The organism is Qipengyuania gaetbuli, assembly GCF_020524765.1.
In the GTDB taxonomy this organism is placed as follows: Bacteria; Pseudomonadota; Alphaproteobacteria; order Sphingomonadales; family Sphingomonadaceae; genus Qipengyuania; species Qipengyuania gaetbuli_A.
In genome coordinates this window covers 1,453,929-1,478,004 of the sequence record NZ_JAIVLR010000001.1, presented here as the reverse complement: position 1 = coordinate 1,478,004, position 24,076 = coordinate 1,453,929, and the positions used below count along the sequence as shown (strand labels likewise).

Sequence of the window (24,076 nt, the reverse complement as noted above, 5' to 3'; positions counted from 1 at the left end):
TTCCTACCCGCCGCGCCTGAACGGGGTGCGGCGCGCGAGGTAGTTACGATCGGCCGCCACTCCGGCGCGTTCGCGTGTCAGGAAATCGGCCACCGCCTCGCGAAAACCCGGATCGGCGATCCAGTGCGCCGAGACCGTTTCGACAGGTTCATATCCGCGGGCCAGCTTGTGCCCGCCCTGCGCGCCGGCTTCGACCCGGTCGAGGCCGAGTTCGATGGCGACATCGATGGCCTGGTAATAGCACAGCTCGAAATGCAGAAAGCGCACGTCCTTCGTGCAGCCCCAGTAGCGCCCGTAGAGCGCATCTCCCCCGATGAAATTGAGCGCGCCGGCAATCGGCAGCCCGTCTTCCAGCGCAAGGATGAGAAGCAGTTTCTCGCCCATCCGCTCGTGGAAGAGGTCGAAGGCCTCGCGCGTCAAATAGGGCCGACCCCATTTGCGCGCGCCGGTGTCCTGGTAGAAGACCCAGAAGGCGTCCCAGTGTTCGGGCCGGATCTCCCCGCCCCGCAGCTTCACGATCTCCAGCCCTGCCTGCGCCGTGCACCGCTCCTTGCGCAGGTCCTTGCGCTTGCGCGAAGTGAGCGTGGCGAGGAAATCGTCGAAACCTGCAAACCCGCGATTGTGCCAGTGGAACTGGAGGTCCTTGCGGATCAGCCAGCCGGCCTTTTCAAACAGGGCGACCTGCGCCGGTTCGATGAAGGTCGCATGCGCGCTCGAAAAGCCGTTCTGCAGGCACAATTGCTCGGCCGCCTTCAGGAGGGGCGCGGCAAGGCTCTCGTCCGACAGCAGCAGGCGCGGGCCCGTGGCCGGCGTGAAAGGCGCGGCGATCTGGAGCTTGGGGTAATACTGCCCCCCTGCCCGTTCGTAGGCATCGCCCCAAGCATGATCGAAGACATATTCGCCCTGGCTGTGGCTCTTGAGGTAGGCAGGCATGGCAGCAAGCGGCGGACCGCCTGCCGAAGAAATGACCAGCGGCGCGCTCTGCCAGCCTGTGCCGGGTCCGACACTGCCCGAATCCTCCAGCGCGGTGAGGAATTCGTGCGAGACGAAGGGATTGTCCCCGGCAAGCGCATTCCAGGCATCGCGGTCGATCGCGCCGACCGATCCGGCCACCCTTGCCGCCAGGTCGCCCTCGCTCACGCCAGCCCCGCTCCTTCCGCGATCAGGGCATCGGCATGTTCTTCGCCGACCGCGCGGCTTTCGGGCGAGTTCACGGTCCAGGTGAGGACCGGCATCCCGCGCACCTTCAGTTCCGCGACCATCGGGTTCGGCAAGGCCGCGACATGGTAGGCGATGAATTCGGGGCGTGCCGCCCACAGGGCGAGATGGCGGCTGGCGGCCGACTGCGTGTAGCCGCGCTCGTCCTCGCGCATGACGAGGCCGCGCACCGTTTGCGGATTATGCCTCGCGAACCAGCGCGAGACGCGCGGATCGAAGCTCATCACACCGTGGAGGCCGGCATAGCCTTCCAGCGCATCGGCCACGCGGCGGCAGGTGAGCTCGACATCGTAGCCGCGACGCGACTTGATCTCGATCAGCAGCGGCACCCGGCCTGCGACCATCGCCAGCAGCTCGGGCAGGTCCATCGGCCGGTCCTCGCTTTCGAGATAGGCGAGCTCGCGCCATTCTTCGCGGGTCAGCGCTTCCGTCTTCTCCGGTCGCCCGACCAGCCGGGCGAAATCCCAGTCATGGAAGACCATCGGCCAGTCGTCGGCACTGCGCTGAATATCGCATTCGAGCCCGAGGCCCGCTTCCACCGCGGCGCGAAAGGCGCTCGGCCCGTTTTCTATCCGGCCCGGCCCGTGAAGGCCGCGGTGGGCATAGGTCCATGTCCGCAGCCACCCGACCCGCGCGGGGTCGGGTGCCGGAACGACCAGCCGGTCAATGAGGGCGAAGGGCGACAATCGCATCGACCTCGACCGCGGCATCGAGCGGGAGGACCGGCACCCCGACCGCGCTGCGCGCATGCTTGCCGGCATCCCCGAACACCTCGGCCATCAAATCGCTGCAGCCGTTCACGACCTTGGGCTGGTCGGTGAAATCGGGAGTACTGGCAACGAAGCCGCCCAGCTTAACCACCTGTTCCACGCGTTCGAGCAGCCCGGCTGCCTTGAGCTGGGCAAGGATCATCAGCCCGCAGGCTCGCGCGGCCTGCTGTCCGGTTTCGAGCGAGACGTCCGCGCCCAGCTTGCCGGTGACGAGCTGGCCGTCGACGAAGGGCAGCTGGCCCGACAGGAAGGCCATGTTCCCGGTGACGACCACTGCCTGGTAGCTGGCGACCGGTGCCGCGGCCTGCGGCAGGGTGAGGCCCAGTTCGGCCAGTTTCGCTTCGATGCTCATGCTTCTTCCCTCTCCAGTTCGCCCATCAGCCAGGGCAGCGCCTCGGTCCAGCAGTCGATGCGGGCATCGGCATGGCCGGAGGTGTGGGCGCAGTCGATATGCGGGGCAAGCATCGGCTCGCCGCACAAATGTAGCGTGGTGATCGTCCCGATCGTCTCGCGTGCGGAGCGGTGGTGCTGCGCAAGGTCGTCGATGAAGATCGCCTTGGTCGGATTGTATTCTTCGAGGATGCGCTGCAGCGCCGGGCCCTTGGGGCCCTGGTTGGTGAAGACCCGCGCGGCAAGACCGTGGTCGGCCAGCTGCTCGGTGCGCATCTGCTGGCGTTTGTCGACGAGGTTGGTCAGCACCACCACGTCGGCTTTCTCGCCCAGCGTGTTGATGCCCTCGATCGCGCCGGGAATGGGCGACTGGCGGTGCATTTCGGTATCGAAGAAGCGGCCCAGCATGTGCCAGATTTCGTCCGGCGCGAGATATTCGCCGTTTTCCTGCCAGCGCAGCGCCTTGGAAAAATCGTTCGTCCCCATGTGGAAGTCGACGCCCTGCGTCTCGTCCAGCCAGTCGCGGAACGGCGACACCATGTAGAGCAGGACTTCGTCGCAATCGGTGATGATCAGCGGGCGGCTCATTGTGACAGGCTCCTGTGGGCAGCGACCAGCGCTTCGGGCGTCGTGCCCAGCGCATCGGCTGCCGAGATAAGGTCGGGTTCGTGATTTGCGAGGAATTCGAGCACCGCGGCCTGCACTTCGCGTTCGGCGATGCCGTGGCGCAGGCGTTCGGGCGTCAGGCCGGTCAGCGACAAGAGGCGCTCTGCCCGGCGCTCGTCGACCAGCGCCCAGCCCAGCGCTTCCAGCGCCAGGACTTCCGGCGCGCGCGTTTCGTCAGCTTTGTCCGATGCAGGAATTGTCAGCCCTTTCGCTTGTCCCTATGCCGCCTGCCGGTACTTGCGCCATTCGCAGGAGACGGCAGGCCCGTGGCAAGAAGAATCCTCGTTGTCGAGGACAACGATCTCAATCGTAAGTTGTTCTGTGACGTGCTCAAGGCAAACGGGCACGAAGTCGTTCCCGTGGCCGACGGCAACAACGTGCTGGCGACCGCGCGCAAGTTCTCGCCCGACCTCGTCATCATGGACATCCAGCTGCCCGGCGTGAGCGGGGTCGACCTGATCGCCGAAATCAAGCGCGACGGCGAACTGGCGAGAGTGCCGGTGCTGGCCGTGACTGCCTATGCCGGCAAGGGCGACGAGGAACGGATTCGCGGTGCCGGGGCAGAGGATTACCTCGCCAAGCCGGTGTCTATCGGCCCCTTCATGGCCGCCGTGCGCCGCCTGGTCGGCGAATAGGAACGCGCCGCCGCGCTTGACAAAACCCTGCGGAAACCGCTTTGCCGCGCCAATGGTCATGAACCGCAACAGCTGCGGCTCGCCACGCATTACAAGGACAGGACCTTCATGGACCGAGCGGAAGTCGACGCGAAGATTCGCGAGATCGCCGAACCCTTCAACAAGAAGGGCGTCACCATCACCGAAGACACGAGCTTCCAGAACGACCTGGAATTCGACAGCCTGACGGTCATGGATTTCGTCGCCGAGATCGAGGACGAGTTCGACATCATCATCTCGATGAACCAGCAGGCCGAGATCGAAACCTACGGCCAGCTCGTCGATGCCGTGACCAAGATGCAGGCCGACTGATGAGCGAGGGCATCTCCCAGCCGGACCAGCCGATCGAGCGCGAGGGCGAAGGCAAGGACCTGTTCTCCAAGTTCGACGACATCATCGCCATGCGCCAGGGCCTGCTCGACAGCGGTGTCGAGGATCCCTTCAACCTGGTGATGGAAAAGGTCCTCTCGCCGACCCGCGCGATCTGCAACGGGCGCGAGACGATCCTGCTCGGCACCTACAACTACATGGGCATGACCTTCGACCCCGACGTGGTCGAGGCGGGCAAGCAGGCGCTGACCGATTTCGGTGCGGGCACCACCGGCAGCCGCGTGCTCAATGGCACCTACCAGGGTCACAAGGACGTCGAGGAAGCCCTCAAGGACTTCTACGACATGGACCACGCGATGGTCTTCTCGACCGGCTACCAGGCCAATCTCGGGATCATCAGCACCATCGCGGGCAAGGGCGATTACATCATCCTCGACATCGACAGCCATGCCAGCATCTGGGACGGCTGCGCGATGGGCAATGCCGAAGTCGTGCCCTTCAAGCACAACGACATCGAAGCGATGGAAAAGCGCCTCAAGCGCATTCCCGAAGGGGCCGGCAAGCTGGTCATCCTCGAAGGCGTCTACTCGATGCTGGGCGATGTCGCGCCGCTGAAGGAAATGGTCGCGGTCGCCAAGAAATACGGTGCCATGGTGCTGGTCGACGAAGCGCACTCGATGGGCTTCATCGGCGAACACGGGCGCGGCGTGTGCGAAGCGGCCGGCGTGATCGACGATTGCGATTTCATCATCGGCACCTTCTCCAAGAGCGTGGGCACGGTGGGCGGCTTCTGCGTCTCCAACCACCCCAAGTTCGAGATCATGCGCCTTGTGTGCCGCCCCTATGTCTTCACCGCCTCGCTCCCGCCGAGCGTGGTGGCGACAGCCTGCACCTCGATCCGCAAGCTGATGCACGGGTCGAACAAGCGCGCGCATCTCTGGGAAAATTCCAAGGCACTGCACAAAGGCCTCAAGGACCTGGGCTTCCAGCTCGGCACCGAGGAACCGCAGAGCGCGATCATCGCGGTAATCATGCCCGACCTCCAGCAGGGCGCGGCCATGTGGGAAGCGCTGATCAAGAATGGCCTCTACGTGAACCTCGCGCGTCCGCCGGCAACGCCTGCCAACATGACGCTGCTGCGCTGCTCGCTGTGTGCCGAACACAGCGAGGACGAGGTCGGACAGATCCTCGATATCTTCGAGAAATCGGGCAAGGCCGTCGGCATCATCTGAGCCTGCGGGAACGGCAGGTCCGGCCATCCGTCTCATCGGTGCAAAGGAGATTGCACCGATGAAGACGACCAATAGCGGCAGCGCGACCTACGAAGGCCTCGGCAAGGACGGCAAGGGCCATGTCTCGACCGGCTCGGGCGCGCTGTCGGACCAGCCCTACGGCTTCAACACGCGCTTCGAGGATGCGGCCGGGACCAACCCGGAAGAGCTGGTGGCCGCAGCCCATGCGAGCTGCTTCACCATGGCGCTCTCGTTCAAGCTGGCCGAAGCCGGCTTCACCGACGGCAAGGTCGAAACCGAAGCGAAAGTGACGCTGGAAAAGCTCGACGGCGGCTTCACCGTGACCCGCTCGGCCCTTTCGACCAGGGGATCGGTCCCGGGCATGGACCAGGCGAAGTTCGAGGAGCTGGCTGCAGACGCCAAGGCGAACTGCCCGATCTCGCGCCTGCTGAATTGCGAGATAACTCTGGAAACCGCCTTCGAAGGCTGAGCGGAAATGGAAAGACCGGCCGGAGGGTCGCGAAAACCGGCCGGCCTTTCCGTCAGGCGACCTTTGCGGTCGTCCCCTCTCCAACCGGTTCGTCCATCACCTTGTTCTCCGGGAAGATCGGCCACAGCAATTGCTGGCCGAGCGTTGCGGGTGCGAGGTTCTCGACCCCGTAGCTTACCGGGAAGGTGCGGGTGATCTTGGCCGTGCCGAACAGCACGTCCCAGAAGAACAGCAGGTTTCCGTAATTGCCCTTGTAGTGGACCGCCGGATCGTCGGCATGGCGGCCGTGGTGGGCATGGTGCGTGGCGGGCGTCGAGATGGTGCGCTCGACCACCCACATGACGGGCGAGAGCCACTTCTTCGCATAGAGCGGCTTGTCCCAGGCAACGTCCGAATGCGCGCTGGTGATGACCAGCAGCTTCACCACGATGTAGCCTGCGTAGACCCAGCCGAGGCCGAGCCAGATCAGCATGCCCGACATCCACAGGCTGGGCATCATGGCGTAGTAGATGATGTTGTTCCGGTAGACGAGCCGCACGCTCATGTAGCGCGCGTTGTGGTGGGCACGGTGGAGGTTGTAGAGCCACGGCGTCGAATGGCTCGCGCGGTGCCACCAGTATTGCAGCATGTCGTCGAGCACGAGAAACAGCGCGATCGCGGCGAAGATGTTGAGGCCCGACAGCGCACCTGCATATTGCGGCGCGACCATGTCGGCGACCTTGCCCGCCAGCAGCAGCACGGTCGGCTGGGTCACGGCGAGCAGCATGGTCATGCTGATGGCCTCGACGATCCCGTCGTCGCGCGACTGCTCTTCCTTCGAAAAAAGGTTGGAGCGCCACAGCTCCAGCAGCGCGAAACCGAGATAGATCGCCACGATGGCGATGGTCGATGCAGGCATGTGTCCTCTCCCCGGACAAACTTGTCGATTCGCTGTCTAGCGTTTACCGAGGCGCAAGAATGTCGAATATTTTACATTCTCGCACGACTCGGCGCTCGCTGGTGACACCCATGCTGTTCACTGCGCTCGATCCCTCGCTCCAGGCGCATTTGCGCAATGGCGGCGTCGACCGGCAATTCGCCGACGGGCAGCTCATCCAGCAGCGCGGGACGCAGGCGGACGGTTTCTGGCTGATCGAGGAAGGCTCGGTCATGGTCGGACAATTCCTGCCCGATGGCGAGTTCCGCGCGATGGCCCTGCTGGGCCCGGGCGATTCCTATGGCGAGCTGGCGGTGTTCTCCGGCCGCCCGCGCATCGTCGATGCCGTGTCGCGCGGGACCAGCCGCATCCGCTTCATCGCCGCGCGCCGGTTTCTCGATGCGCTGGGCAATTACCCGGCATCGAGCAAGGCCCTGCTCGGCGCATTGTCGGCGCAGTTGCAGGACGTCCTCGCGATCCTTGCCAGCGTAAGGCGCGGAACCAACCCTGCCCGCCTTGCCGAACTGCTCGCCAACATGGCGGGAGAGGACGGGACTGTCGCGATCACCCAGCAGGAACTGGCCGACCTCCTCGGCGTGACGCGCGCGACCGCCAATGCGGCCCTGCGCGAGCTGCAGGCGAAACGGCTGGTGGAGCGCGGCTACGGCCGCATCAGGGTGCCCGACCGCGAGCGGCTCGCGGCCTTTGCGCTGGCCTAGGCGCCGGCCTCGATAGCCGGAGCGTTGGCGCAGACGTCGTCGCTGCCTTCATCGCTGCTGCCGAACTGGGCGAGCACCAGCACGCCGCCCACCACCAGCACGACGAACAGCGTGGTCAACAGGCCGAGGTACTTGTCGATCAGCCGCTTGATCGGCGCACCGAAAACGCGGAACAGGATACCGACCGTCATGAAGATGAGCGCGCGGGCGAACAGGCTCGACAGCACGAAAGTAACGAGGTTCATGCCCACGAAACCGGCAGTGATCGTCAGCAGCTTGAACGGGACAGGCGTGGCGCCGGCGATCAGGATCGCCTCGAAGTCGTATTCGCGCAAGTGGCAGGCAGCGACCGGGAAGGCTTCGCTGAGGCCGAGGCTGGAGATCAGCCACACGCCGACCGTGTCGTACAGCCCCCAGCCGATCGCGTAGCCGAGCAGCGCGCCCGCGACCGACGACAGCGTCGCGACAGTCGCGAACTTCACCGCCTTCTTCGGTTCGGCGAGGCACATGAGGCCCAGCAGCGGGTGCGGCGGGATCGGGAAGAAGGAGGATTCGATGAAGCAGAAGAAGGCCAGCCACCACACCGCATGCGGGTGCGCGGCCTTGTCCATCGTCCAGTTGTAGAGGCTGCGCAGCACTGGTGTGACCCTTCTCGTCCGAAGCGCGGCAATTATGCCGGCCTCGCAGTGTAGACAAGCACTTCAAGATAACTCAATTGGCTAAACAAAGGCGATTAGGAGGACCAGGGGTAGCTGGAGCTTCGTCGACCGTGCGATGGCATGGCCATTAGGGACTAAAGCGCCGCCTCGTCGTTGGCATACTCGAGTAGCTGAATGCGCCTTGGCGCCCTGTTCGAACCGTCCAGGGGAGGCACCATCGATACCGAAGCATGGGCCGCGATTGGGGAAGTTGTAGCCGTTTTGCGACAGTTCGGCCTATTCGTCTGATTTGTCGGAACTAGTTTCGGGCGGTCACGTTAAAGCCGCGTGCTGGACGGGGAAACCCGCCAGACAACCCAATAATCTGACGGGAATCGCGACATTCTTGCAACAGTTCCCGTTCAAAGGCAGCTTGCCACCTTGCTGAGGGAAAGTTAGATAAGTTTCACTCGGTGGCTTAAATTCGCAAAAAGGGGAAATAAATAATGCGGAATTTCGTCCTAGGAATGGCGATGGCCTCTACGGCCCTTGCGTCGCCTGCCCTCGCACGAGATAATTCGTGGTACATCGGCGCCGAATTCGGCCCGATGCTTGCGGAAGATCTCGACCTCGCCGTCCGCGATGCCGACGGCAATGAAACCAGCATCGTCAGCCTCGATACCGACTACGGTTTCGATGGCGGTGGTTACGTCGGTTACGACTTCGGTGCATTCCGCCTCGAAGCAGAAGCCAGCTACCGCGATGCCTCGCTCGACAGCGTCGACGTCGGTGCCAGCCTTGCCAATGCTGTTGGCGCGGTTGCTCCTGCTGGCGAATATGCTGCCAATGGCGGTATCGACTCGCTCAGCTTCATGCTGAACGGTCTGTTCGACTTCGGTTCGGACGATGGCCTCCAGTTCTATGCGGGTGCTGGTATCGGTGTTGCTCGCACCAGCGTCGAAGCTCGTATTGCCAGCGCTGGCAGCCCGTCGATCGACGATTCGAGCACTGACCTTGCATGGCAGCTGCTTGCCGGCATCAACGCTCCGCTGAGCGACAATGTCGACGTCGGCCTGCGCTATCGCATGTTCACCGCCGAAGACGTGGAAGTCGTCGACCTTGGCGGTCGTTCGCTCGACGAAAAGTGGCGCACGCACTCGCTCATGGGCACCCTGACCTACAACTTCGGTGCTCCGACCCCGCCGCCCCCGCCGCCTCCGCCGCCGCCGCCGCCGCCGCCGCCCCCGCCGCCCCCCCCGCCGCCGCCGCCGCCGGCTCCGGTGTGCCAGCAGGGCCCGTACATCGTCTTCTTCAACTGGGACGAGTCGGACATCACTCCGGAAGCAGCGACGATCCTCGACAACGCGGTTTCGGCATACGCCAACTGCGGTATGGCTTCGGTCATGCTCGCTGGCCACACCGACACCTCGGGTTCGGCCCAGTACAACATGGGCCTGGCAGAGCGTCGTAACTCGTCGGTTCGCGACTACCTGACCGCCCGCGGCATCCCCGATGGCCGGATCAGCAGCGAAGCCTTCGGCGAAACGCAGCTTCGCGTTCCGACCGCAGACGGCGTCCGCGAACTCCAGAACCGTCGTGTGGAAGTCACCTACGGTCCGGGTTCGGGCATGTAATTCTACCCTTCAAGGTAGAAACAGGATTAGGGGCCGGAGCAATCCGGCCCCTTTTTCGTTGGGCCTTGCAGAGACACCAAACTTGCGAGGATCGACCACATGATTTCGAAAAGTCTAGCCGCCCCTGCCCTGCTTGCTTTCGCACTTGGCGGGTGCAGCACCCTGAGCAGCCTGCCGACAGAGCGCGTCGGCCAAGCAAGCCTGACCCTCGCCAACGGTGTCCCAGCGGGGACGGCACAGCTCTTGTCAGACGGCACCACGGTGAGCATCGCCGTTGCCGTCACCGGGATCGAACCGGGCCCTCACGGCTTCCATCTCCATACGACCGGCAAATGCGAAGCACCCGGCTTCACGAGCGCAGGCGGCCATCTCAATCCGGCAGGTCGCCAGCACGGAAGCGAGAACCCTTCCGGCAAGCACCTCGGGGACCTGCCCAACCTTGTCGTCGGCGCCAACGGCACTGCTACCGCAGAGTTCGATCTTTCAGGCCCGCGCGACCAGGTCCTGGCCGACATCTTCGACGCAGACGGTGCGGCCGTGATGATCCATGCAGGCGCGGACGATTATCGCAGCGACCCGGCCGGCGATGCCGGTTCGCGGATCGCGTGCGGCGTATTGCGCCCCGCCTGATCGCCTACTGTCCTAGACGTTTTCCCCTGCAGCCCGGGCACGCTCCACAACGCTCGCTCCGGCTGCAGGCACGAGCTTCATAGCAGCCAGCAGGAGCACCAAGCCGATCGGCACGGCAACGAGCGTCGACAGCACACCGAAGGACAGGTTGTCGCCGTTGGTGGCCGAGACATATCCGGCCATGAACGGACCAAGCCCAAGGCCCACCAGCGTCGTCGACAGGAAGAAGGTCGCCGTCGCGAGACCACGCATGCGCGGCAGGACCAGTGCCTGACTGCTCGCCGCTGCTGCACCGAGTGCCGAGGCGGAGAACATATTGGCGAAGAAGCTGGCGATGTAGAACGTGACCAGGATGTCCGTTGTATAGGCGATAAGAAGCGCCGGGATCGGCGCCACGAGGCCGAACATCACCACGTAGAGGCGGCCTTCGGGCCGACGTTCCAGCAGGAAATCGGCAAGTCGTCCGCCGAGGATCACCCCGAGGAAGCCTGCAACTGCGGCCGGTGCACCGAGGAACCACCCGAGGTCCGACTTTGCCGCACCCAATGCACGCTCTGCGTAGGGAGCGCCCCAATAGGATCCGGCATAGGACATGAAGGCGACCATACCGTAGCCGAGGATGACGGTCAGGAAGGCCGGCGACCCCCAGGTCAGCTTGAAGGTGGGCAGGTCACGCGCCTTCAGCCCCATCGCCCAGCTGAATACGGCATAATAGCCGATGCCCAGGAACAGCCACTGGTCGGATACGATGCCGGGGAGCAGCGCTGCGCTGGCAGGCGCGATCTGGGTCATGACCCAGGCGAGCACCGCGAAACCCACGAGACCGGCAAGGTTGACCATCAGCGCCGAAGTACCGCGCATGGCCGCGCCGAAAATCGTGAACGGCGGGATGACCTGGAAGAGTTCGCGCATGAAGCCGCGAAACGGCTCCGGATCTTCCGGCGTTGGCAGGCCGTCGATCTCGCCGCGCACGGGTTCGCGCAGGCTGAGGACCCAGATGGCGAGCAGCAGGCCGGGAATGCCGACCGCGAGGAATGCGGCCTGCCAGCCTACAAGGCCCAGCGGGCCGCCGCCGGGATATGCCTCGTTCCAGGCCTCGACCACCATCGCGCCGATCAGCAGCGAGATGCCGCCGCCGACATACAGGCCCGACGAATAGATCGCGAGGGCAGTGGCGCGCAGGCGCGCAGGGAACCAGTCCGAAATGAGCGAATAGGCAGAGGGGCTGGCGGTCGCTTCCCCGACCCCCACGCCGATACGGGCAACCGTCAGGCCTGCCGCGGTCTTCGCAAAGCCCGACAGTGCGGTCATGGCCGACCACAGCGTCAGGCCGATGGCCATCAACCGGACGCGCTTCCAGCTATCCGCCAGCTTGCCGAGGGGGATGCCGAAGAGCGCGTAGAAAACCGCGAAGGCGGTACCGTAGAGGAACCCCAGATAGTCGTCGCCGACACCGAGGTCGGCCTTGATATCATTGGCCAGGATCGAGAGGATCTGCCGGTCGATGAAGTTGAGCATGTAGACCACGACCAACACGCCCAGTGCGTACCAACTGTAGGCAGGGACTTTCGCGTCTGTTTGAGCCGATGCCTGTGTCTCTGTCTCGTTGCTCGCATCAGTCTGGCTCAATCTCTCACTCCCTCAGTTCCGGCGCATCGGCCCGGTAAGCGGTCGTATCGACAAGACCCGCCTCGGCAAAGCCCTTTCGACGCAAGCGGCACGAGTCGCAGGCTCCGCACGCCAGGCCATCTGCGCCCGGGTCATAGCAGGACCAGCTCCATGACGGATCGAGACCCAGGCGATGGCATTCGCGCGCGATGTCCGCCTTGGTCATATGCTGGAGCGGGGCGTGGATGTGGAAGGGCCTGCCCTCCACGCCCTGCTTGGTGCCGAGCCGTGCCGTTTCGGCAAAGCTGGCAATGAATTCGGGGCGGCAATCGGGATAGCCCGAGTAATCCAGCGCATTCACGCCGATAAAGATGTCGCTCGAGCCGGCGCTTTCCGCAAACGCCGTAGTCAACGCGAGGAAGACGAGGTTGCGCGCGGGGACATAGGTGACCGGAATATCGTCGCCGACCCCGGTTTTCGGCACATCGATATCGTCGGTCAGGGCCGACCCGCCGAATTTCCTGAGATCGAGCGGCAGTTCGACATGACGCTCTACGCCGAGACGTTCAGCAATCGCTCGCGCAGATTCGAGTTCGCGGCTGTGCCGCTGGCCGTAGTTGATCGTCAGCGCATGGACGCCAAAGCCGGCCTCCTGGGCCAGCGCGGCCGTGACCATGGAATCGAGACCGCCCGACAGGAGCAGGACGGCCACAGGTTTCGGCTGGGTGTCAGTTGCAGGCATGAGAGGGGCAGCTAACGAAGAGCCGCCGCCTCGGCAATGCTCACTTGCAGGTGCCGGTCCGGCGGGCTTCGGCAGAGAACTGGAACGGACGACCGTCGGCAATCCCCTGGCTGTCGATCTGGACGAGGCCAGACCCTTCCTTGCGGATGTTCGTGCGGCCGTAGCCATTGCCCGGACAAGTGTACTGGACCGTCACTTCGTCCTTGCCATCTTCGACGACGAAGCGGTTGCACCCGCTCTCCGTATGGCGGAGCTGGATGAATTCGCGTCCGCTGCGCACACACAGCTTGCGACTGGGACTGCCGTCGCGAAAACGCACTTCCCATGCACCACTATCGAGCGAGGCGAGCATGGCGAGCGAGGCCTGCGCCATCGAAGGTGCAGCCAGGCCAAGCGCCGGCAGGGCGACAATCGCGCCCAGGACAGCCATGCGTTTGCGGGCCTTGAATGGTCCCATGATCCACCTCGTCATCGTGCTCGCGAGCCGATTCGCTAGCATCAGTCTATGAACAATTCGCGCTGAACAGTTGTAGAACAGCGACATTCGGTTGTCGGTTCCGCCTCGACAGGCGGGATTTACGCCTCGATCGGGAACTTGCGCGAACAGAATGCGCAGTCGACCATTATGATCCCGTCATCGTCGCGCATATCGGCGCGGTCCTCTTCAGGAAACTTCGCAAGTACCATTTCGTAATGCTCTTTCGAGCAGCGACAACCGCGGGTTACTTCATGTCCCGCAATGATGCGTACTTCATCTTCTTCATGGAACAGGCGCCAGACGATCGCCTCGAGCGAAAGCGCTTCGTCGAGCAGTTCGTCGTGGCGCAGCGAGCCGCCCATGACAGCCACATGCTCCCATTCCGGATGGTCGAGCCGCGCGTGCAGGCGCTCGCGCCCTTCCTCGCCATCGGGCAGGTGCTGCAGGAGCATGCCTGCAGCAAGACTGCCGTCCTTGCCCGACCTGACGGCCGTGCGGATCAGCGTCGGTACCTGCTCGGACTGGAAGAAATAGCTCTGGCAGGCATCGGCCAGCGAATCGCCCTCGAGCGGAACGATGCCCTGGTACCGCCCGCGCCCGTCGGCCATGTCGAAGGTGATCGCGAGATAGCCCTTGCCGAACAGGGCGAAGAGCGACGGATTGGCGCCCAGTTCCGCCAGCTTCGCCTCGTCGAAATCGACATAGCCGCGAAGCGCGCCCGCCTTGTAGTCGCACACCAGCAGCCGGACAGCGCCCGCCTCGGTCTGCGCCTGCATGGTCACTTGCGAGGCGTCGTCCTTGAGCAGTCCGCCGATCAGCGTTGCGAGCACCAGCGCTTCTGCCAGCAGGTGGGTGACGGGGGCAGGATAGTCGTGCGCACCGAGGATTTCGTCGAGCGTGCTATCAAGGCGCACCACCCTGCCGCGCGCATTGCGCGAGGGGATGGCGAAAGCGAGCGTGCGACCGGCGAAGGTCTCTTCGGGTGAAGCGGGGATCTGCGTCATGGGCGCCATATGGGGCGGCATGCCCCGATTAACAGGGGTCAGTCACCTGCGGCAAGCAGGCCGAAGCACCACAGCAGGACGGATTTCTGCGCGTGGATCCGGTTCTCGGCCTCGTCGAAGACGACCGATTGCGGGCTTTCGAAGACGTCCTCGGTGACTTCCTCGCCGATATGCGCAGGCAGGCAGTGGAGGAATTTGGCATCCTGCGCGGCGAGTTCCATCAGGCGCTTGTCGACCTGGAACGGCGCCATCGCCGCCAGCTTGTTGTGCGCGTGCTGCTGGCCCATCGATACCCAGGTATCGGTGACGATGATATCGGCACCCCGCGCCGCCTCCTGCGCATCTTTCGTCAGCAGGACATTGGCACCGCCTGCCCGCGCCATGTCCACGAATTCGGCATCCGGCTCGTAGCCCTGCGGCGTGCCTACGCGGACATTGAATTTGAAGATACCGGCCGCTTCCAGAATCGAATGGAGCACGTTGTTGCCATCGCCCAGCCATGCAAGCTCCAGCCCGGGCAGCGCCTTGCCGTGTTCCACCATGGTCAGCAGGTCGGCAACGATCTGGCAGGGATGCGACCGGTCGGTCAGCCCGTTGATCACCGGCACGTGGGCATGGTGCGCCAGTTCCTCGGCCTTGGCATGATCGTCGGTGCGGATCATGATCGCATCGACCATCCGGCTGAGCACCCGGGCAGTGTCGGCGATGCTTTCACCGCGCCCCAACTGGCTTGTGCCGGAATCGAGGATCAGCGCCGATCCGCCGAGCTGGCGCATCGCGATATCGAAGCTGACGCGCGTGCGGGTCGAATTCTTCTCGAAGATCATGCCGAGGACATGGCCCGTGAGCGGTGCATCGGCGTCGGGCTTGCCCTTGGGCCAGCCCGCCCGCGCCGCCTTGCGGTCCTGCGCATCGGCAAGCATGGCGGCAATCGCATCCCCGCCCGCGTCCGACAGGTCGAGGAAATTCCTCACTGCCGGCCCCAGGTCGAGTGCGCTGCCGCCTGCCATCAGGCGTCTTCCGGCTCGAAGCTCGCCGCGCCTGCGGAAAGCTTTTCGATGAATTCATCGAATTCCGCATCGCCTGCCACCAGCGGGGGCAGGACGCGCAGCGTGTTGTCGCCTGCGGCCACCGTCAGCAGCTGGTGGTTGTCGCGCAGGTGGACGAAGAAGGGACGGCTTTCGACCTTCATCTTGAGGCCGAGCATCAGGCCCTTGCCGCGCACGAGTTCGAACAGGTCGGGGTAATTGCCGATGAACTGTTCGAGACGGGCACGCAGGCGCTCGCCCTTTTCGGTGACTTCGGCGAGGAATTCGTCATTCGCGACGGCATCCATGACCGCCATGCCGGCAGCCATCGCAAGCGGGTTGCCGCCATAGGTCGAACCATGCGTGCCGAAGCCCATGCCGCGCGCAGCCTTTTCGGTCGCGAGGCAGGCGCCCAGCGGGAAGCCGCCACCGATGCCCTTGGCGGTCGCCATGATGTCAGGCTCGATGCCGTAATGCTCGTAGCCGTAGAGCTTGCCAGTGCGTGCGACGCCGCACTGCACCTCGTCGAGGACCAGCATCAGGTCGTGCTCGTCGCACAAGGCGCGCAGGCCCTGCATGAACTCGTCCGAGGCCGGGCGGATGCCGCCCTCGCCCTGGATCGGTTCAACCAGGAAACCGGCGGTCTTGTCGCTCATCAGGGCCTTGGCGCTGTCGAGATTGTCGAACTCGGCATATTTGAAGCCGGCCAGCATGGGGTAGAACCCCTTGTGCATCTTCTCCTGGTTGGACGCGCTGATGGTCGCCATCGTGCGACCGTGGAAGGCGTTGGAGAAGGTGATCAGTTCGAAGCGGTCGGAATTGCCGTCTTCGTGCTGGTGATACGCGCGCGCGGTCTTGATCGCGGCCTCGACCGCTTCCGCGCCCGAATTGGTGAAGAACACCGTGTCCGCGAAAGTCGCATCGACCAGGCGCTGGGCCAGCGCTTCACCCTGCGGGCTGCCGTAGAGGTTGGAAACGTGCATCAGCTTTTCGGCTTGGCGCTGGATGGCGCCGATCAGGCCGGCATGGCTGTGGCCGAGCAGGTTGACCGCGATGCCGCTGGCGAAGTCGAGGTAGCGGGTACCGTCCTCGTCGATCAGGTGGCAATGGTCGCCTTCAACGGGGCGCACGCCGCAACGGGGATAGACGGGCATCAACGGGGTAATCGACATGGGGCCTCCGGCACTCACGAAATTGAAACGACAAATGGCGGCCCCATCAGGGAACCGCCATCTGCGTGTTGATCGACGATCTATTGCCTCGCTCGCCGCGGGTCAAACCGGGCGGGTGGATTCCGGCGGAATTATTCCGCCGGGACGAGATTGACCGCCGAGTACTTGCCGCGTCGGTCGACCTCGAGATCGAACTCGTAGCGTTCGCCCTCGTTGATGGCGGACAGGCCCGAACGCTCGACCGCGCTGATGTGCACGAATGCGTCCGGCTGGCCATCGTCGCGGGTCAGGAAGCCGAAGCCCTTCATCGAATTGAAGAACTTGACGGTGCCCGTCGCCTTTTCGCCGGTCAGCTCGCGACGCGGTGCGGCGCTGCGCTGTTCGACTTCGATGACGTCACCAACGACCTGGAGATCCTGCGCCGAAACCTTGCCGCCGCGATCCACCAGGTTGAATTCCAGTTCCTGGCCTTCGGCGAGACCTTCGAGGCCTGCGCGTTCGACAGCACTGATGTGGACGAAGATGTCTTCGCCGCCGGTTTCCTGCTGGATGAAGCCGAAGCCCTTCTGTGCGTTGAAGAACTTCACCGTACCCTTGCCGGTGCCGACGACCTGGGCGGGCATGCGATTGCCGCCGCCACCGCCGCCGCGCGGGCCGCCGCCGAAGCCGCCACCGCCACGGTTGCCGCCGCCGAAGCCGCCACGGTCACCGCCGCCGAAACCACCGCGGTCACCACCGCCGTAGCCGCCGCGATCGCGGTCGCCACCGAATCGGTCGCCGCCGCCGAAGCCGCCGCCCTGCTGTTCGAAGCCACCCGGGGGGCCACCGAACGGATCGTAATTGTCTTCACCGAAACCGTCCCGCTTGTCCCGTCCGCGGCGCCGCCCTCTGTCGTAACCCATAACCCTCGAAATACCTTGTGCTCAGCCCGGTAGTCAGTGCGCCGGCACGAGGGCTGAAAGACGTGCCGAGCGCGGGCGGGCACGTGCGAAAACGCGCGAGACCTACCCCTCATGACCCTACGCATAGCGCGAAAGATCGCGACACGCGAATGTTTTAGCATTTGAGGCCCTTGTCACGCACGATTGTGACATTTCCGCATGGCGCATTGCAGCAGCGTTTCGCTTGCATCGGGCCCATTCCTTCGCCATCGCGCCCACATGGATATCATAGCCCTGTTGAGCGATCCGGCTGCCTGGCTCGCCCTGCTCACGCTGATCGCGCTCGAAGTCGTCCTCGGGGTCGACAACCTCATCTTCATCGCGATCCTGTCGAACAAGCTGCCCGAGCACCAGCAGCAGCGGGCCCGAAGAATCGGCCTGGCGCTGGCGCTGATCATGCGCATCGGCCTCCTCATGCTGATCGGCTGGCTGGTCACGCTGCAGACGCCGCTGTTCGACCTCGGCATCGTGGGGGCGGAGAACGAGTATGGGAAACCCAGCTTCGAAACGGCATTCTCGGGCCGCGACCTGATCCTGCTTGCAGGCGGCTTCTTCCTTCTCTGGAAGGCCACCAAGGAAATCCACCATTCGATGGAGCCGGAAGACGATTCCGGCGATCTGCTCGACAAGACCCCGGGAACCGGTGCCGCCGTGAAGGCGACTTTCGGCGCTGTGATCGCGCAGATCGTGGCCATCGACCTCGTCTTCTCGGTCGATTCGATCCTGACCGCTGTCGGCATGACCGACGACATCCCGATCATGGTCACGGCCGTGGTCATCACCGTCGGCATCATGATGGTCGCCGCCGACCCGCTGGCGCGCTTCATCGAGAAGAACCCGACGCTGGTGATGCTGGCGCTGGCCTTCCTCGTGATGATCGGCCTCGTGCTGATCGCCGACGGCTTCGGCTTCCACGTGCCCAAGGGCTACATCTACGCCGCGATGGGCTTCTCGGTCGGTGTCGAAATTCTCAACATCGTCCAGCGCCGCCGCCGTACGCGGCTTGCGGCGGCTGCCAGCGAAGGGGGCGCGGCATGAGCGATTTCCGCAAGGTCACCGACGGCTTTTACGCCAGCCCGCAGATCCAGCCGGATGACGTCGCCACTGCGAAAGCGCTCGGCATCACGCTGATCGTCAACAATCGTCCTGAAGGCGAAGAACCCGGCCAGCCCGACGGTGCCGCAATCGAGGCTGCCGCTGCGGAGGCAGGCATCGGCTATCTCGCGATTCCGATCACGCCCGGAGGCTTCGGCCCTGCCGAGGTCGAGGCGCTGCAGGCCGCAATCGACGCGAATGACGGGCCGATCCTCGGCTTCTGCCGGTCGGGCACGCGCTCGACCTTCCTGTGGTCGCTCGCCCAGGCTGCTGCGGGCCGCGATCCTTCGGAGATCGCAGCCCTCGCCATGGGGGCCGGCTACGACGTAACGCCGCTGGGCCCGACGATCGAGGCGCTGGCCGCCCGCGCGCGGGGCTGATTACTTGCGATAGTCGAGCGGCGGGGCGCGGTCGCCCACGAGCGAGACATATTCGTAATCCTCGCCCCGCGATTCGACGAATTCCGCCCGCGCGGCCTCGCGCAGCTGCGGATTGGTGTAGAGTTCCGCCGCCATCAGCGTGAGGGCCTTGGCGGCAAGTTCCGCGCCCTTGTGCCCGATCGAGTGGCCGCTTGCAGCGACCGCCTGCCAGCTATGCGCGCTGGTGCCCGGGACCCAGGTCGCCGTGCGCACGCCGACCGTGGGAGTGGCCCAGGACACGTCGCCCACGTCGGTCGAGCCATAGCCCAGCGTCTTTTCGTAGGGTTGGACCTTGGCCGCTTCCTCGAGCGGCTTGGCATTGTCGCCGAAGCTGGCCGATATCTTCTCCGCCCACGCCTTCTCTTCTGCGGTGTATTCGATACCGCCGAGGCTGCGCAGCTTCGCGTCCATCACCCTCGCCAGCGTCTCGTTCACCAGCAGCGGGTTGTTGCCGTGGATGATTTCCCAGTCGACATCGGTGCCCGTCCCCATCGCCGCGCCCTTCGCAGCGGCTTCGAGGCGGGTCCACAGGGCGCGCACTTCTTCCGCATCGGAATGGCGGACGTAATAGAACACTTCCGCGAAATCGGGAATGACGTTAGGCGCCGCGCCCCCTTCCGTGATGACGTAGTGGATGCGCGTATCCATGCTGGTGTGCTCGCGCATCATGTTCACCATCATGTTCATTGCCTCGACCCCGTCGAGCGCGCTGCGCCCTCGTTCGGGCGCGCCGGCAGCATGGGCAGAAACGCCGCGGAAGCGGAACTTGGCCGAACGGTTGGCCAGGCTGGTGCGGGCAGCCGCGCTGTTCTCGTCGTCGGCGTGCCAGTGCAGCGCGATGTCGACATCCTCGAACAGGCCGGCGCGGGTCATGTAGACCTTGCCCGAGCCGCCTTCCTCGGCAGGCGTGCCGTACAGTCGGATGCGTCCGGGCGTGCCGGTCTTTTCGAGCCAGCGCTTGACCGCGATCGCCGCCGTCAGCGAGCCCGCCCCGAAGAGGTTGTGCCCGCAGGCATGGCCCGCGCCCAGCTCCGACTGCTCGCGCGTGGGCGCTGAGGTCTGGCTGATGCCCGGCAGCGCATCATATTCGGCCAGGATGGCGATGACCGGACCGCCCTTGCCCCATTCGGCCATGAAGGCAGTGGGAATGTCGGCAACGCCCGCCTCCACTTTGAAGCCTTCGCTCTGCAGTTCGTCCTGCAGCAGCCCGCTCGAGCCCGCTTCGAGATAGCCGAGTTCCGACCAATCCCAAATCTGCTGGGCGACACGGGCGGTGCGATCGCCCTGTGCGTCAACTTCGGCAAGCGGGTCGGCGGTCTGGGCGGCGAGCGGAGCGGCGAGCATGGCGCTGGCGGCTGCAAAGAGAGCGATTCTGTTCATGGGCATCCTTTCCTCGGCTTGCTGCTTGCCGCAAACTTGGCGTCATGCCAATCCGTCCTTCCCATGGATTTGCCCCCCGCCCTGCTCCAGTTTCTCGGCTCGCTCGTCGCCATCCTCGCGCTCGCCGCAATAGCGTGGGCGATGAAGCTCGGCCCCGAGCGGAGGCTCAAGTCGCGCGAAGAGGCACTGGAAGCGGCAGAAGAAGCGGTCAGCGGCTTCGGTGCCGTCGCTCTCGCGCTTGATGCCGATGGTCGCGGCGCGCTGCTGCGCGATGCACAGGGCCGCATCCTCCTGCTGCGCCCGCACGGCACGCATTTTGCGGGCCGCGTCCTCACAGCCGCCGCCAAGGCCCGCCTCGAGGGCGATGCGCTGGTGATCGACACGGCAGAAAAGCGCTATGGCGCGGCACGGCTGCGCGTCGATGATGCCGATGCTTGGATGCAGGCGATCGAGGCGATAGAAGGCTGATCCGCCATGCCCGATTTCTCGCCCACCGAACTTGCCGTGCCCGGTTTCGTGGCCCTCGTCCTGATCGAGATGATCTGGGCGCGCCGCCGCAACCCGCGTGCCTATGAACCGAAAGACACGCTGACCAGCCTCGCTTTCGGCCTCGGCAGCACCGTATCGGGACTGATCTTCGGCGGCGCTTTCCTGGCACTGTTCCTGTGGGCCTGGCAGTTCCGGCTGTTCGACGTGCCATGGAGCTGGTGGGCCTTCGCCCTGTGCTTCGTGCTGGACGACCTCGCCTATTACTGGGTGCACCGGTTCGGCCACCGCGTCCGCTGGTTCTGGGCGAGCCATGTGAACCACCATTCGAGCCAGCACTACAACCTCAGCACCGCACTGCGACAGACGTGGACCGGCTTCCTGACGCTGGGCTTCGCATTCAAGCTCCCGCTGGTGCTCATCGGCTTCCATCCCGGGATGATCGCCATCTGCGCCGGCTTCAACCTGATCTACCAGTTCTGGATCCACACCGAAGCGATCGGGCGAATGCCGCGCTGGTTCGAGGCGGTGATGAACACGCCCAGTCACCACCGCGTCCACCATGCCACCAATCCGCGCTATCTCGACCGCAATTATGCCGGCGTGTTCATCGTCTGGGACAGGATGTTCGGCACGTTCGAGCCCGAAGTGGACGATGAGAAAATCCGCTACGGTATCGTCAAGCAGCTCGGCAGCTTCAACCTGCTGTGGGCCGTGTTCCACGAATGGATCGGTATTGTGCAGGACATGTGGCGCGCGCCCTGGGGCAGCAAGCTCGGCTACCTGCTACGCGAACCCGGCTGGACCCATGACGGGAGCCGCGAAACCTCCGACATGATCCGCCAGCGCTGGCAGGAACGGCAGGGCGAGCAGACAAAATCGGTTTCAACCGAAAACCCGATTGCGGGCGAGGCCGAGCCTGCCTAACCTCTCGAATCGAGAGGAGTACCCATGGACGAATTCGACGTAGTGGTTGTCGGTGGCGGCAGCGGCGGGAGCGCGGTTGCAGGCCGCCTTGCAGAAGCTGGCAAGAGCGTGTGCCTGCTTGAGGCTGGCGGGCGGAACGACGGGTTCAGGGTGACTATCCCGGGCATGCTCGCCTTCAGCACCGACAAGATCAATTACCGCTTCGAGACCGTCCCCCAGAAGGGCCTCAACGGCCGCATCGGTTACCAGCCGCGCGGCAAGGGGCTCGGCGGATCCTCTGCCATCAATGCCATGGTCTATATCCGCGGTCACCGCTGGGATTACGACAACTGGGCGAGCCTCGGCTGCACCGGCTGGGCCTATGACGACGTGCTGCCCTATTTCAAACGCGCCGAGCAGAACGAGCGCGGCGAGAATGCATATCACGGTGCCGATGGTCCGCTGTTCGTGTCCGACCAGAAGACCCCCAACCCCGGCAGCCTCGCCTTCATCGAGGCGGCGAGCGAGCTGCAGCTTCCGCGCAATGCCGATTTCAATGGCGAAACACAGGAAGGCTTCGGCCTTTACCAGGTCACGCAGAAGGACGGGGAGCGCTGGTCCGCAGCGCGCGCCTATGTCGAGCCGCTGCGCAGCAGCCGGAACCTCGACGTGCGTATCGGGGTGACCGTCCAGAAGCTGGAGATCGAGAATGGGCGCGTCACCGGCGTGACCTATTCGGTCGGCAAGCGCAGCCGCACCGTCAAGGCGCGCGGCGGCGTGGTACTGAGCGCCGGCGCATTCAATTCGCCGCAGATCCTGATGCTCTCGGGCATCGGCCCGGGCGCGCATCTGAAAGAGCACGGGATCGACGTTGTGCTCGACAAGGCTGCTGTGGGCTCAGACCTGCAGGACCACCTCGATTACGTGTCGAGCTGGGAAAGCCCGAACCAGGACCTGCTGGGCGACAGCCTCAAAGGCACGATCCGCATGGCCAAGGGGCTGATCGAACACCGTCGTCACAAGACCGGGCCGTGGACCTCGCCCTATGCCGAGGCCGGCGGCTTCTGGACCGTCATGCCCGATGCACCCGCGCCCGACATCCAGTGGCATTTCGTGCCGGCCATGCTGGAAGACCACGGCCGCACCAAGGTAAAGGGTCATGGCTTCTCGCTCCATGCCTGCGTCCTGAGACCCGAAAGCCGCGGTACCGTGCGGCTGGGCAGCGGCAATGCCGCAGACGCCCCGGTCATCGACCCCAATTTCCTCGGTGACGAGAGAGACCTTGCGGTGCTGCGCGAAGGCGTGCGCCTGTCGCACCGCATCGCCGGGTCGCCTTCGCTACAGGCGTTCGAGCCGCGCGACCGCTACCCCATCGACATCGACGACGATGCACAGCTGGACGAGCTGATCCGCAACCGCGCCGACACGGTCTATCACCCGGTCGGCACCTGCCGCATGGGCGCTGACGAGGACGCGGTGGTCGATCCCACGCTCAAGGCCCGCGGCATCGACGGATTGTGGATCGCCGATGCCTCGATCATGCCGCGGCTCGTCTCGGGCAACACCAATGCGCCCAGTATCATGATCGGCGAACGCTGCGCCGATTTCGTGAAGGCTGCGCTTGCTGCCTAGCCTGCGCGACCGGGCGAAGGCGCTCAAGCGGGACACGCTGGCATTGTGGCTGGCGGCGCGCGACCATCGCACGCCGCTGGCCGCCAAGCTGCTTGCCGGAGGGGTTGCCGCCTATGCGCTGAGCCCGATCGACCTGATTCCCGACTTCATCCCGGTGCTGGGCCTGATCGACGACCTGCTGATCGTCCCGGTCGGCATCTGGCTCGTGCTGAAGCTCATTCCCGCCCCGCTGATGGCAGAGCTGCGCGAACGTGCGGGAAAGTTGGCGGAACGGCCCAATTCCATGGTCGGGCTGCTGCTCGTGCTCTCGATTTGGTTCGCGTTGGCGGCGGTCACCGGCCTGTACCTGATCCGCGAGGTCTAGAGCGCCTTCGCCATCGTCGCGAGCGGGACAGGGACGGCGCCATTGGTATCGAACCATTCGCGTTCGACCACGTAGCCGCAGCGCTCGTAGAAGGGCTTGCCCGCCATGGTCGCGGCCATCTCTATCTCGCGAAAGCCTTCCGCCCTCGCGGCCTGCTCCCCCGCTTCGAGGATCATCCGGCCCACCCCTTTGCGGGTGTGCTCGGGATGGGTGTACATCGCCCTGATGCGGGCTCGTTCGCTCGCCGGGTCGAGCAGGCGGGGATCGCGTCCTGCGGAGTGGTTGCCGCCGTATAGCGTGGCCCGTCGCGACCAGCCGCCGCACCCGGCCAGCGCCTCGCCATCCTCCACGCAGAAATAGGTGCCATCCTCGATCAGCACGCGATCGAGACCCATGCCCGCCTTGGAAGCCTGCACCTGTTCCGGCGTCAGGTAGCCGTGCTGCAATTCCTCGATCGAGCGCGCCATGAGGCTGCTGATCGCATCGACATCATCGAGCGTGGCGAGCCTGATCG

General features: G+C 64.7%; 29 protein-coding genes. 13 read left to right on the top strand and 16 right to left on the bottom strand.

Annotation, left to right across the window (positions count from 1 at the left end):
- Window positions 1-3 precede the first annotated feature (3 nt).
- From LC083_RS07550 to LC083_RS07530, 5 genes are read right to left on the bottom strand one after another with little or no spacing between them, the layout of a single operon-like run.
- Window positions 4-1,140, bottom strand: a complete 1,137-nt coding sequence (locus LC083_RS07550) for a GNAT family N-acetyltransferase (protein WP_226699837.1) — start codon at window positions 1,138-1,140, stop codon at window positions 4-6.
- Entirely contained in the window at window positions 1,137-1,910 is a 774-nt protein-coding gene (locus LC083_RS07545) for a glycerophosphodiester phosphodiesterase family protein (protein WP_226699836.1), read from the bottom strand. The genes LC083_RS07550 and LC083_RS07545 overlap by 4 nt, the downstream gene beginning before the upstream one ends.
- Window positions 1,882-2,340 (bottom strand): RidA family protein, encoded by a 459-nt coding sequence (locus tag LC083_RS07540; RefSeq protein WP_226699835.1) that lies wholly within the window; start codon window positions 2,338-2,340, stop codon window positions 1,882-1,884. The genes LC083_RS07545 and LC083_RS07540 overlap by 29 nt, the downstream gene beginning before the upstream one ends.
- Window positions 2,337-2,966 carry an HAD family hydrolase gene (locus LC083_RS07535; protein WP_226699834.1) on the bottom strand — a complete coding sequence of 210 codons (630 nt, stop codon included), beginning with the start codon at window positions 2,964-2,966 and terminating at the stop codon, window positions 2,337-2,339. Before LC083_RS07535 ends, LC083_RS07540 begins: the two co-directional genes overlap by 4 nt.
- On the bottom strand, window positions 2,963-3,169 hold the full coding sequence (locus tag LC083_RS07530; RefSeq protein ID WP_409996173.1) for a DUF3572 family protein: 207 nt from the start codon (window positions 3,167-3,169) through the stop codon (window positions 2,963-2,965). The genes LC083_RS07535 and LC083_RS07530 overlap by 4 nt, the downstream gene beginning before the upstream one ends.
- A gap of 141 nt (window positions 3,170-3,310) precedes the next feature.
- Between LC083_RS07530 and LC083_RS07525 the strand changes: the two genes are divergently transcribed.
- From LC083_RS07525 to LC083_RS07510, 4 genes are all read left to right on the top strand, one after another.
- The gene (locus LC083_RS07525) at window positions 3,311-3,679 is read left to right on the top strand and encodes a response regulator (RefSeq protein WP_226699833.1); all 369 of its coding nucleotides are present in this window, start codon (window positions 3,311-3,313) and stop codon (window positions 3,677-3,679) included.
- 108 nt (window positions 3,680-3,787) lie between these two features.
- A complete protein-coding gene (locus tag LC083_RS07520) occupies window positions 3,788-4,030 on the top strand; it encodes an acyl carrier protein (RefSeq protein ID WP_226699832.1) in 243 nt (80 codons plus the stop codon).
- Window positions 4,030-5,280, top strand: a complete 1,251-nt coding sequence (gene spt / locus LC083_RS07515; protein ID WP_226699831.1) for a serine palmitoyltransferase — start codon at window positions 4,030-4,032, stop codon at window positions 5,278-5,280. Before LC083_RS07520 ends, spt begins: the two co-directional genes overlap by 1 nt.
- 58 nt (window positions 5,281-5,338) lie before the next feature.
- Window positions 5,339-5,770, top strand: coding sequence for an OsmC family protein (locus tag LC083_RS07510; RefSeq protein ID WP_226699830.1), 432 nt, complete (start codon window positions 5,339-5,341; stop codon window positions 5,768-5,770).
- A gap of 52 nt (window positions 5,771-5,822) precedes the next feature.
- On the opposite strand, the gene LC083_RS07505 is transcribed toward LC083_RS07510, so the two are convergent.
- Complete coding sequence (locus LC083_RS07505) at window positions 5,823-6,668, bottom strand: sterol desaturase family protein (protein ID WP_226699829.1); 846 nt, start codon at window positions 6,666-6,668, stop codon at window positions 5,823-5,825.
- A gap of 59 nt (window positions 6,669-6,727) precedes the next feature.
- Between LC083_RS07505 and LC083_RS07500 the strand changes: the two genes are divergently transcribed.
- Window positions 6,728-7,405, top strand: coding sequence for a Crp/Fnr family transcriptional regulator (locus LC083_RS07500; protein WP_226699828.1), 678 nt, complete (start codon window positions 6,728-6,730; stop codon window positions 7,403-7,405).
- Here LC083_RS07500 and LC083_RS07495 read toward each other — a convergent pair.
- Entirely contained in the window at window positions 7,402-8,043 is a 642-nt protein-coding gene (locus LC083_RS07495) for a YqaA family protein (protein ID WP_226699827.1), read from the bottom strand. The genes LC083_RS07500 and LC083_RS07495 overlap by 4 nt on opposite strands.
- 506 nt (window positions 8,044-8,549) lie before the next feature.
- On the opposite strand from LC083_RS07495, the gene LC083_RS07490 reads away from it, so the two are divergent.
- Complete coding sequence (locus LC083_RS07490) at window positions 8,550-9,677, top strand: OmpA family protein (protein ID WP_319003421.1); 1,128 nt, start codon at window positions 8,550-8,552, stop codon at window positions 9,675-9,677.
- A gap of 99 nt (window positions 9,678-9,776) precedes the next feature.
- On the top strand, window positions 9,777-10,307 hold the full coding sequence (locus LC083_RS07485) for a superoxide dismutase family protein (RefSeq protein ID WP_226699826.1): 531 nt from the start codon (window positions 9,777-9,779) through the stop codon (window positions 10,305-10,307).
- Window positions 10,308-10,319: 12 nt separating this feature from the next.
- On the opposite strand, the gene LC083_RS07480 is transcribed toward LC083_RS07485, so the two are convergent.
- From LC083_RS07480 to LC083_RS14060, 7 genes are all read right to left on the bottom strand, one after another.
- A complete protein-coding gene (locus LC083_RS07480; RefSeq protein WP_226699825.1) occupies window positions 10,320-11,936 on the bottom strand; it encodes an MFS transporter in 1,617 nt (538 codons plus the stop codon).
- A 4-nt stretch (window positions 11,937-11,940) separates the two neighbouring features.
- Window positions 11,941-12,657, bottom strand: a complete 717-nt coding sequence (queC, locus tag LC083_RS07475) for a 7-cyano-7-deazaguanine synthase QueC (protein WP_226699824.1) — start codon at window positions 12,655-12,657, stop codon at window positions 11,941-11,943.
- A 40-nt stretch (window positions 12,658-12,697) separates the two neighbouring features.
- Window positions 12,698-13,114, bottom strand: coding sequence for a hypothetical protein (locus tag LC083_RS07470; RefSeq protein WP_226699823.1), 417 nt, complete (start codon window positions 13,112-13,114; stop codon window positions 12,698-12,700).
- A gap of 119 nt (window positions 13,115-13,233) precedes the next feature.
- Entirely contained in the window at window positions 13,234-14,139 is a 906-nt protein-coding gene (locus LC083_RS07465; RefSeq protein ID WP_226699822.1) for an Hsp33 family molecular chaperone HslO, read from the bottom strand.
- Window positions 14,140-14,177: 38 nt separating this feature from the next.
- Window positions 14,178-15,149 (bottom strand): ornithine carbamoyltransferase, encoded by a 972-nt coding sequence (gene argF / locus LC083_RS07460; RefSeq protein WP_226699821.1) that lies wholly within the window; start codon window positions 15,147-15,149, stop codon window positions 14,178-14,180.
- Window positions 15,149-16,339: an aspartate aminotransferase family protein gene (locus tag LC083_RS07455; RefSeq protein ID WP_226699820.1), complete on the bottom strand. Its 1,191-nt coding sequence runs from the start codon at window positions 16,337-16,339 to the stop codon at window positions 15,149-15,151. The genes argF and LC083_RS07455 overlap by 1 nt, the downstream gene beginning before the upstream one ends.
- A gap of 131 nt (window positions 16,340-16,470) precedes the next feature.
- Window positions 16,471-17,241: a cold-shock protein gene (locus LC083_RS14060; protein WP_319003420.1), complete on the bottom strand. Its 771-nt coding sequence runs from the start codon at window positions 17,239-17,241 to the stop codon at window positions 16,471-16,473.
- 258 nt (window positions 17,242-17,499) lie between these two features.
- On the opposite strand from LC083_RS14060, the gene LC083_RS07440 reads away from it, so the two are divergent.
- A complete protein-coding gene (locus LC083_RS07440) occupies window positions 17,500-18,318 on the top strand; it encodes a TerC family protein (RefSeq protein WP_226699819.1) in 819 nt (272 codons plus the stop codon).
- Entirely contained in the window at window positions 18,315-18,755 is a 441-nt protein-coding gene (locus LC083_RS07435; RefSeq protein ID WP_226699818.1) for a TIGR01244 family sulfur transferase, read from the top strand. Before LC083_RS07440 ends, LC083_RS07435 begins: the two co-directional genes overlap by 4 nt.
- On the opposite strand, the gene LC083_RS07430 is transcribed toward LC083_RS07435, so the two are convergent.
- Window positions 18,756-20,174: an amidohydrolase gene (locus LC083_RS07430; protein WP_226699817.1), complete on the bottom strand. Its 1,419-nt coding sequence runs from the start codon at window positions 20,172-20,174 to the stop codon at window positions 18,756-18,758.
- Between the two features lie 63 nt (window positions 20,175-20,237).
- Here LC083_RS07430 and LC083_RS07425 point away from each other — a divergent pair, with 63 nt between their 5' ends.
- Genes LC083_RS07425 through LC083_RS07410 form a run of 4 tightly spaced genes read left to right on the top strand, consistent with a single transcriptional unit; the run spans window position 20,238 to window position 23,562 of the window.
- Entirely contained in the window at window positions 20,238-20,642 is a 405-nt protein-coding gene (locus LC083_RS07425) for a hypothetical protein (protein ID WP_226699816.1), read from the top strand.
- Window positions 20,643-20,648: 6 nt separating this feature from the next.
- The gene (locus LC083_RS07420; RefSeq protein ID WP_226699815.1) at window positions 20,649-21,587 is read left to right on the top strand and encodes a sterol desaturase family protein; all 939 of its coding nucleotides are present in this window, start codon (window positions 20,649-20,651) and stop codon (window positions 21,585-21,587) included.
- Between the two features lie 24 nt (window positions 21,588-21,611).
- Window positions 21,612-23,198 carry a GMC family oxidoreductase gene (locus tag LC083_RS07415; protein WP_226699814.1) on the top strand — a complete coding sequence of 529 codons (1,587 nt, stop codon included), beginning with the start codon at window positions 21,612-21,614 and terminating at the stop codon, window positions 23,196-23,198.
- A complete protein-coding gene (locus LC083_RS07410) occupies window positions 23,188-23,562 on the top strand; it encodes a YkvA family protein (protein WP_226699813.1) in 375 nt (124 codons plus the stop codon). The genes LC083_RS07415 and LC083_RS07410 overlap by 11 nt, the downstream gene beginning before the upstream one ends.
- On the opposite strand, the gene LC083_RS07405 is transcribed toward LC083_RS07410, so the two are convergent.
- Window positions 23,559-24,029 (bottom strand): GNAT family N-acetyltransferase, encoded by a 471-nt coding sequence (locus LC083_RS07405; RefSeq protein WP_226700031.1) that lies wholly within the window; start codon window positions 24,027-24,029, stop codon window positions 23,559-23,561. The genes LC083_RS07410 and LC083_RS07405 overlap by 4 nt on opposite strands.
- Window positions 24,030-24,076: the final 47 nt, after the last annotated feature.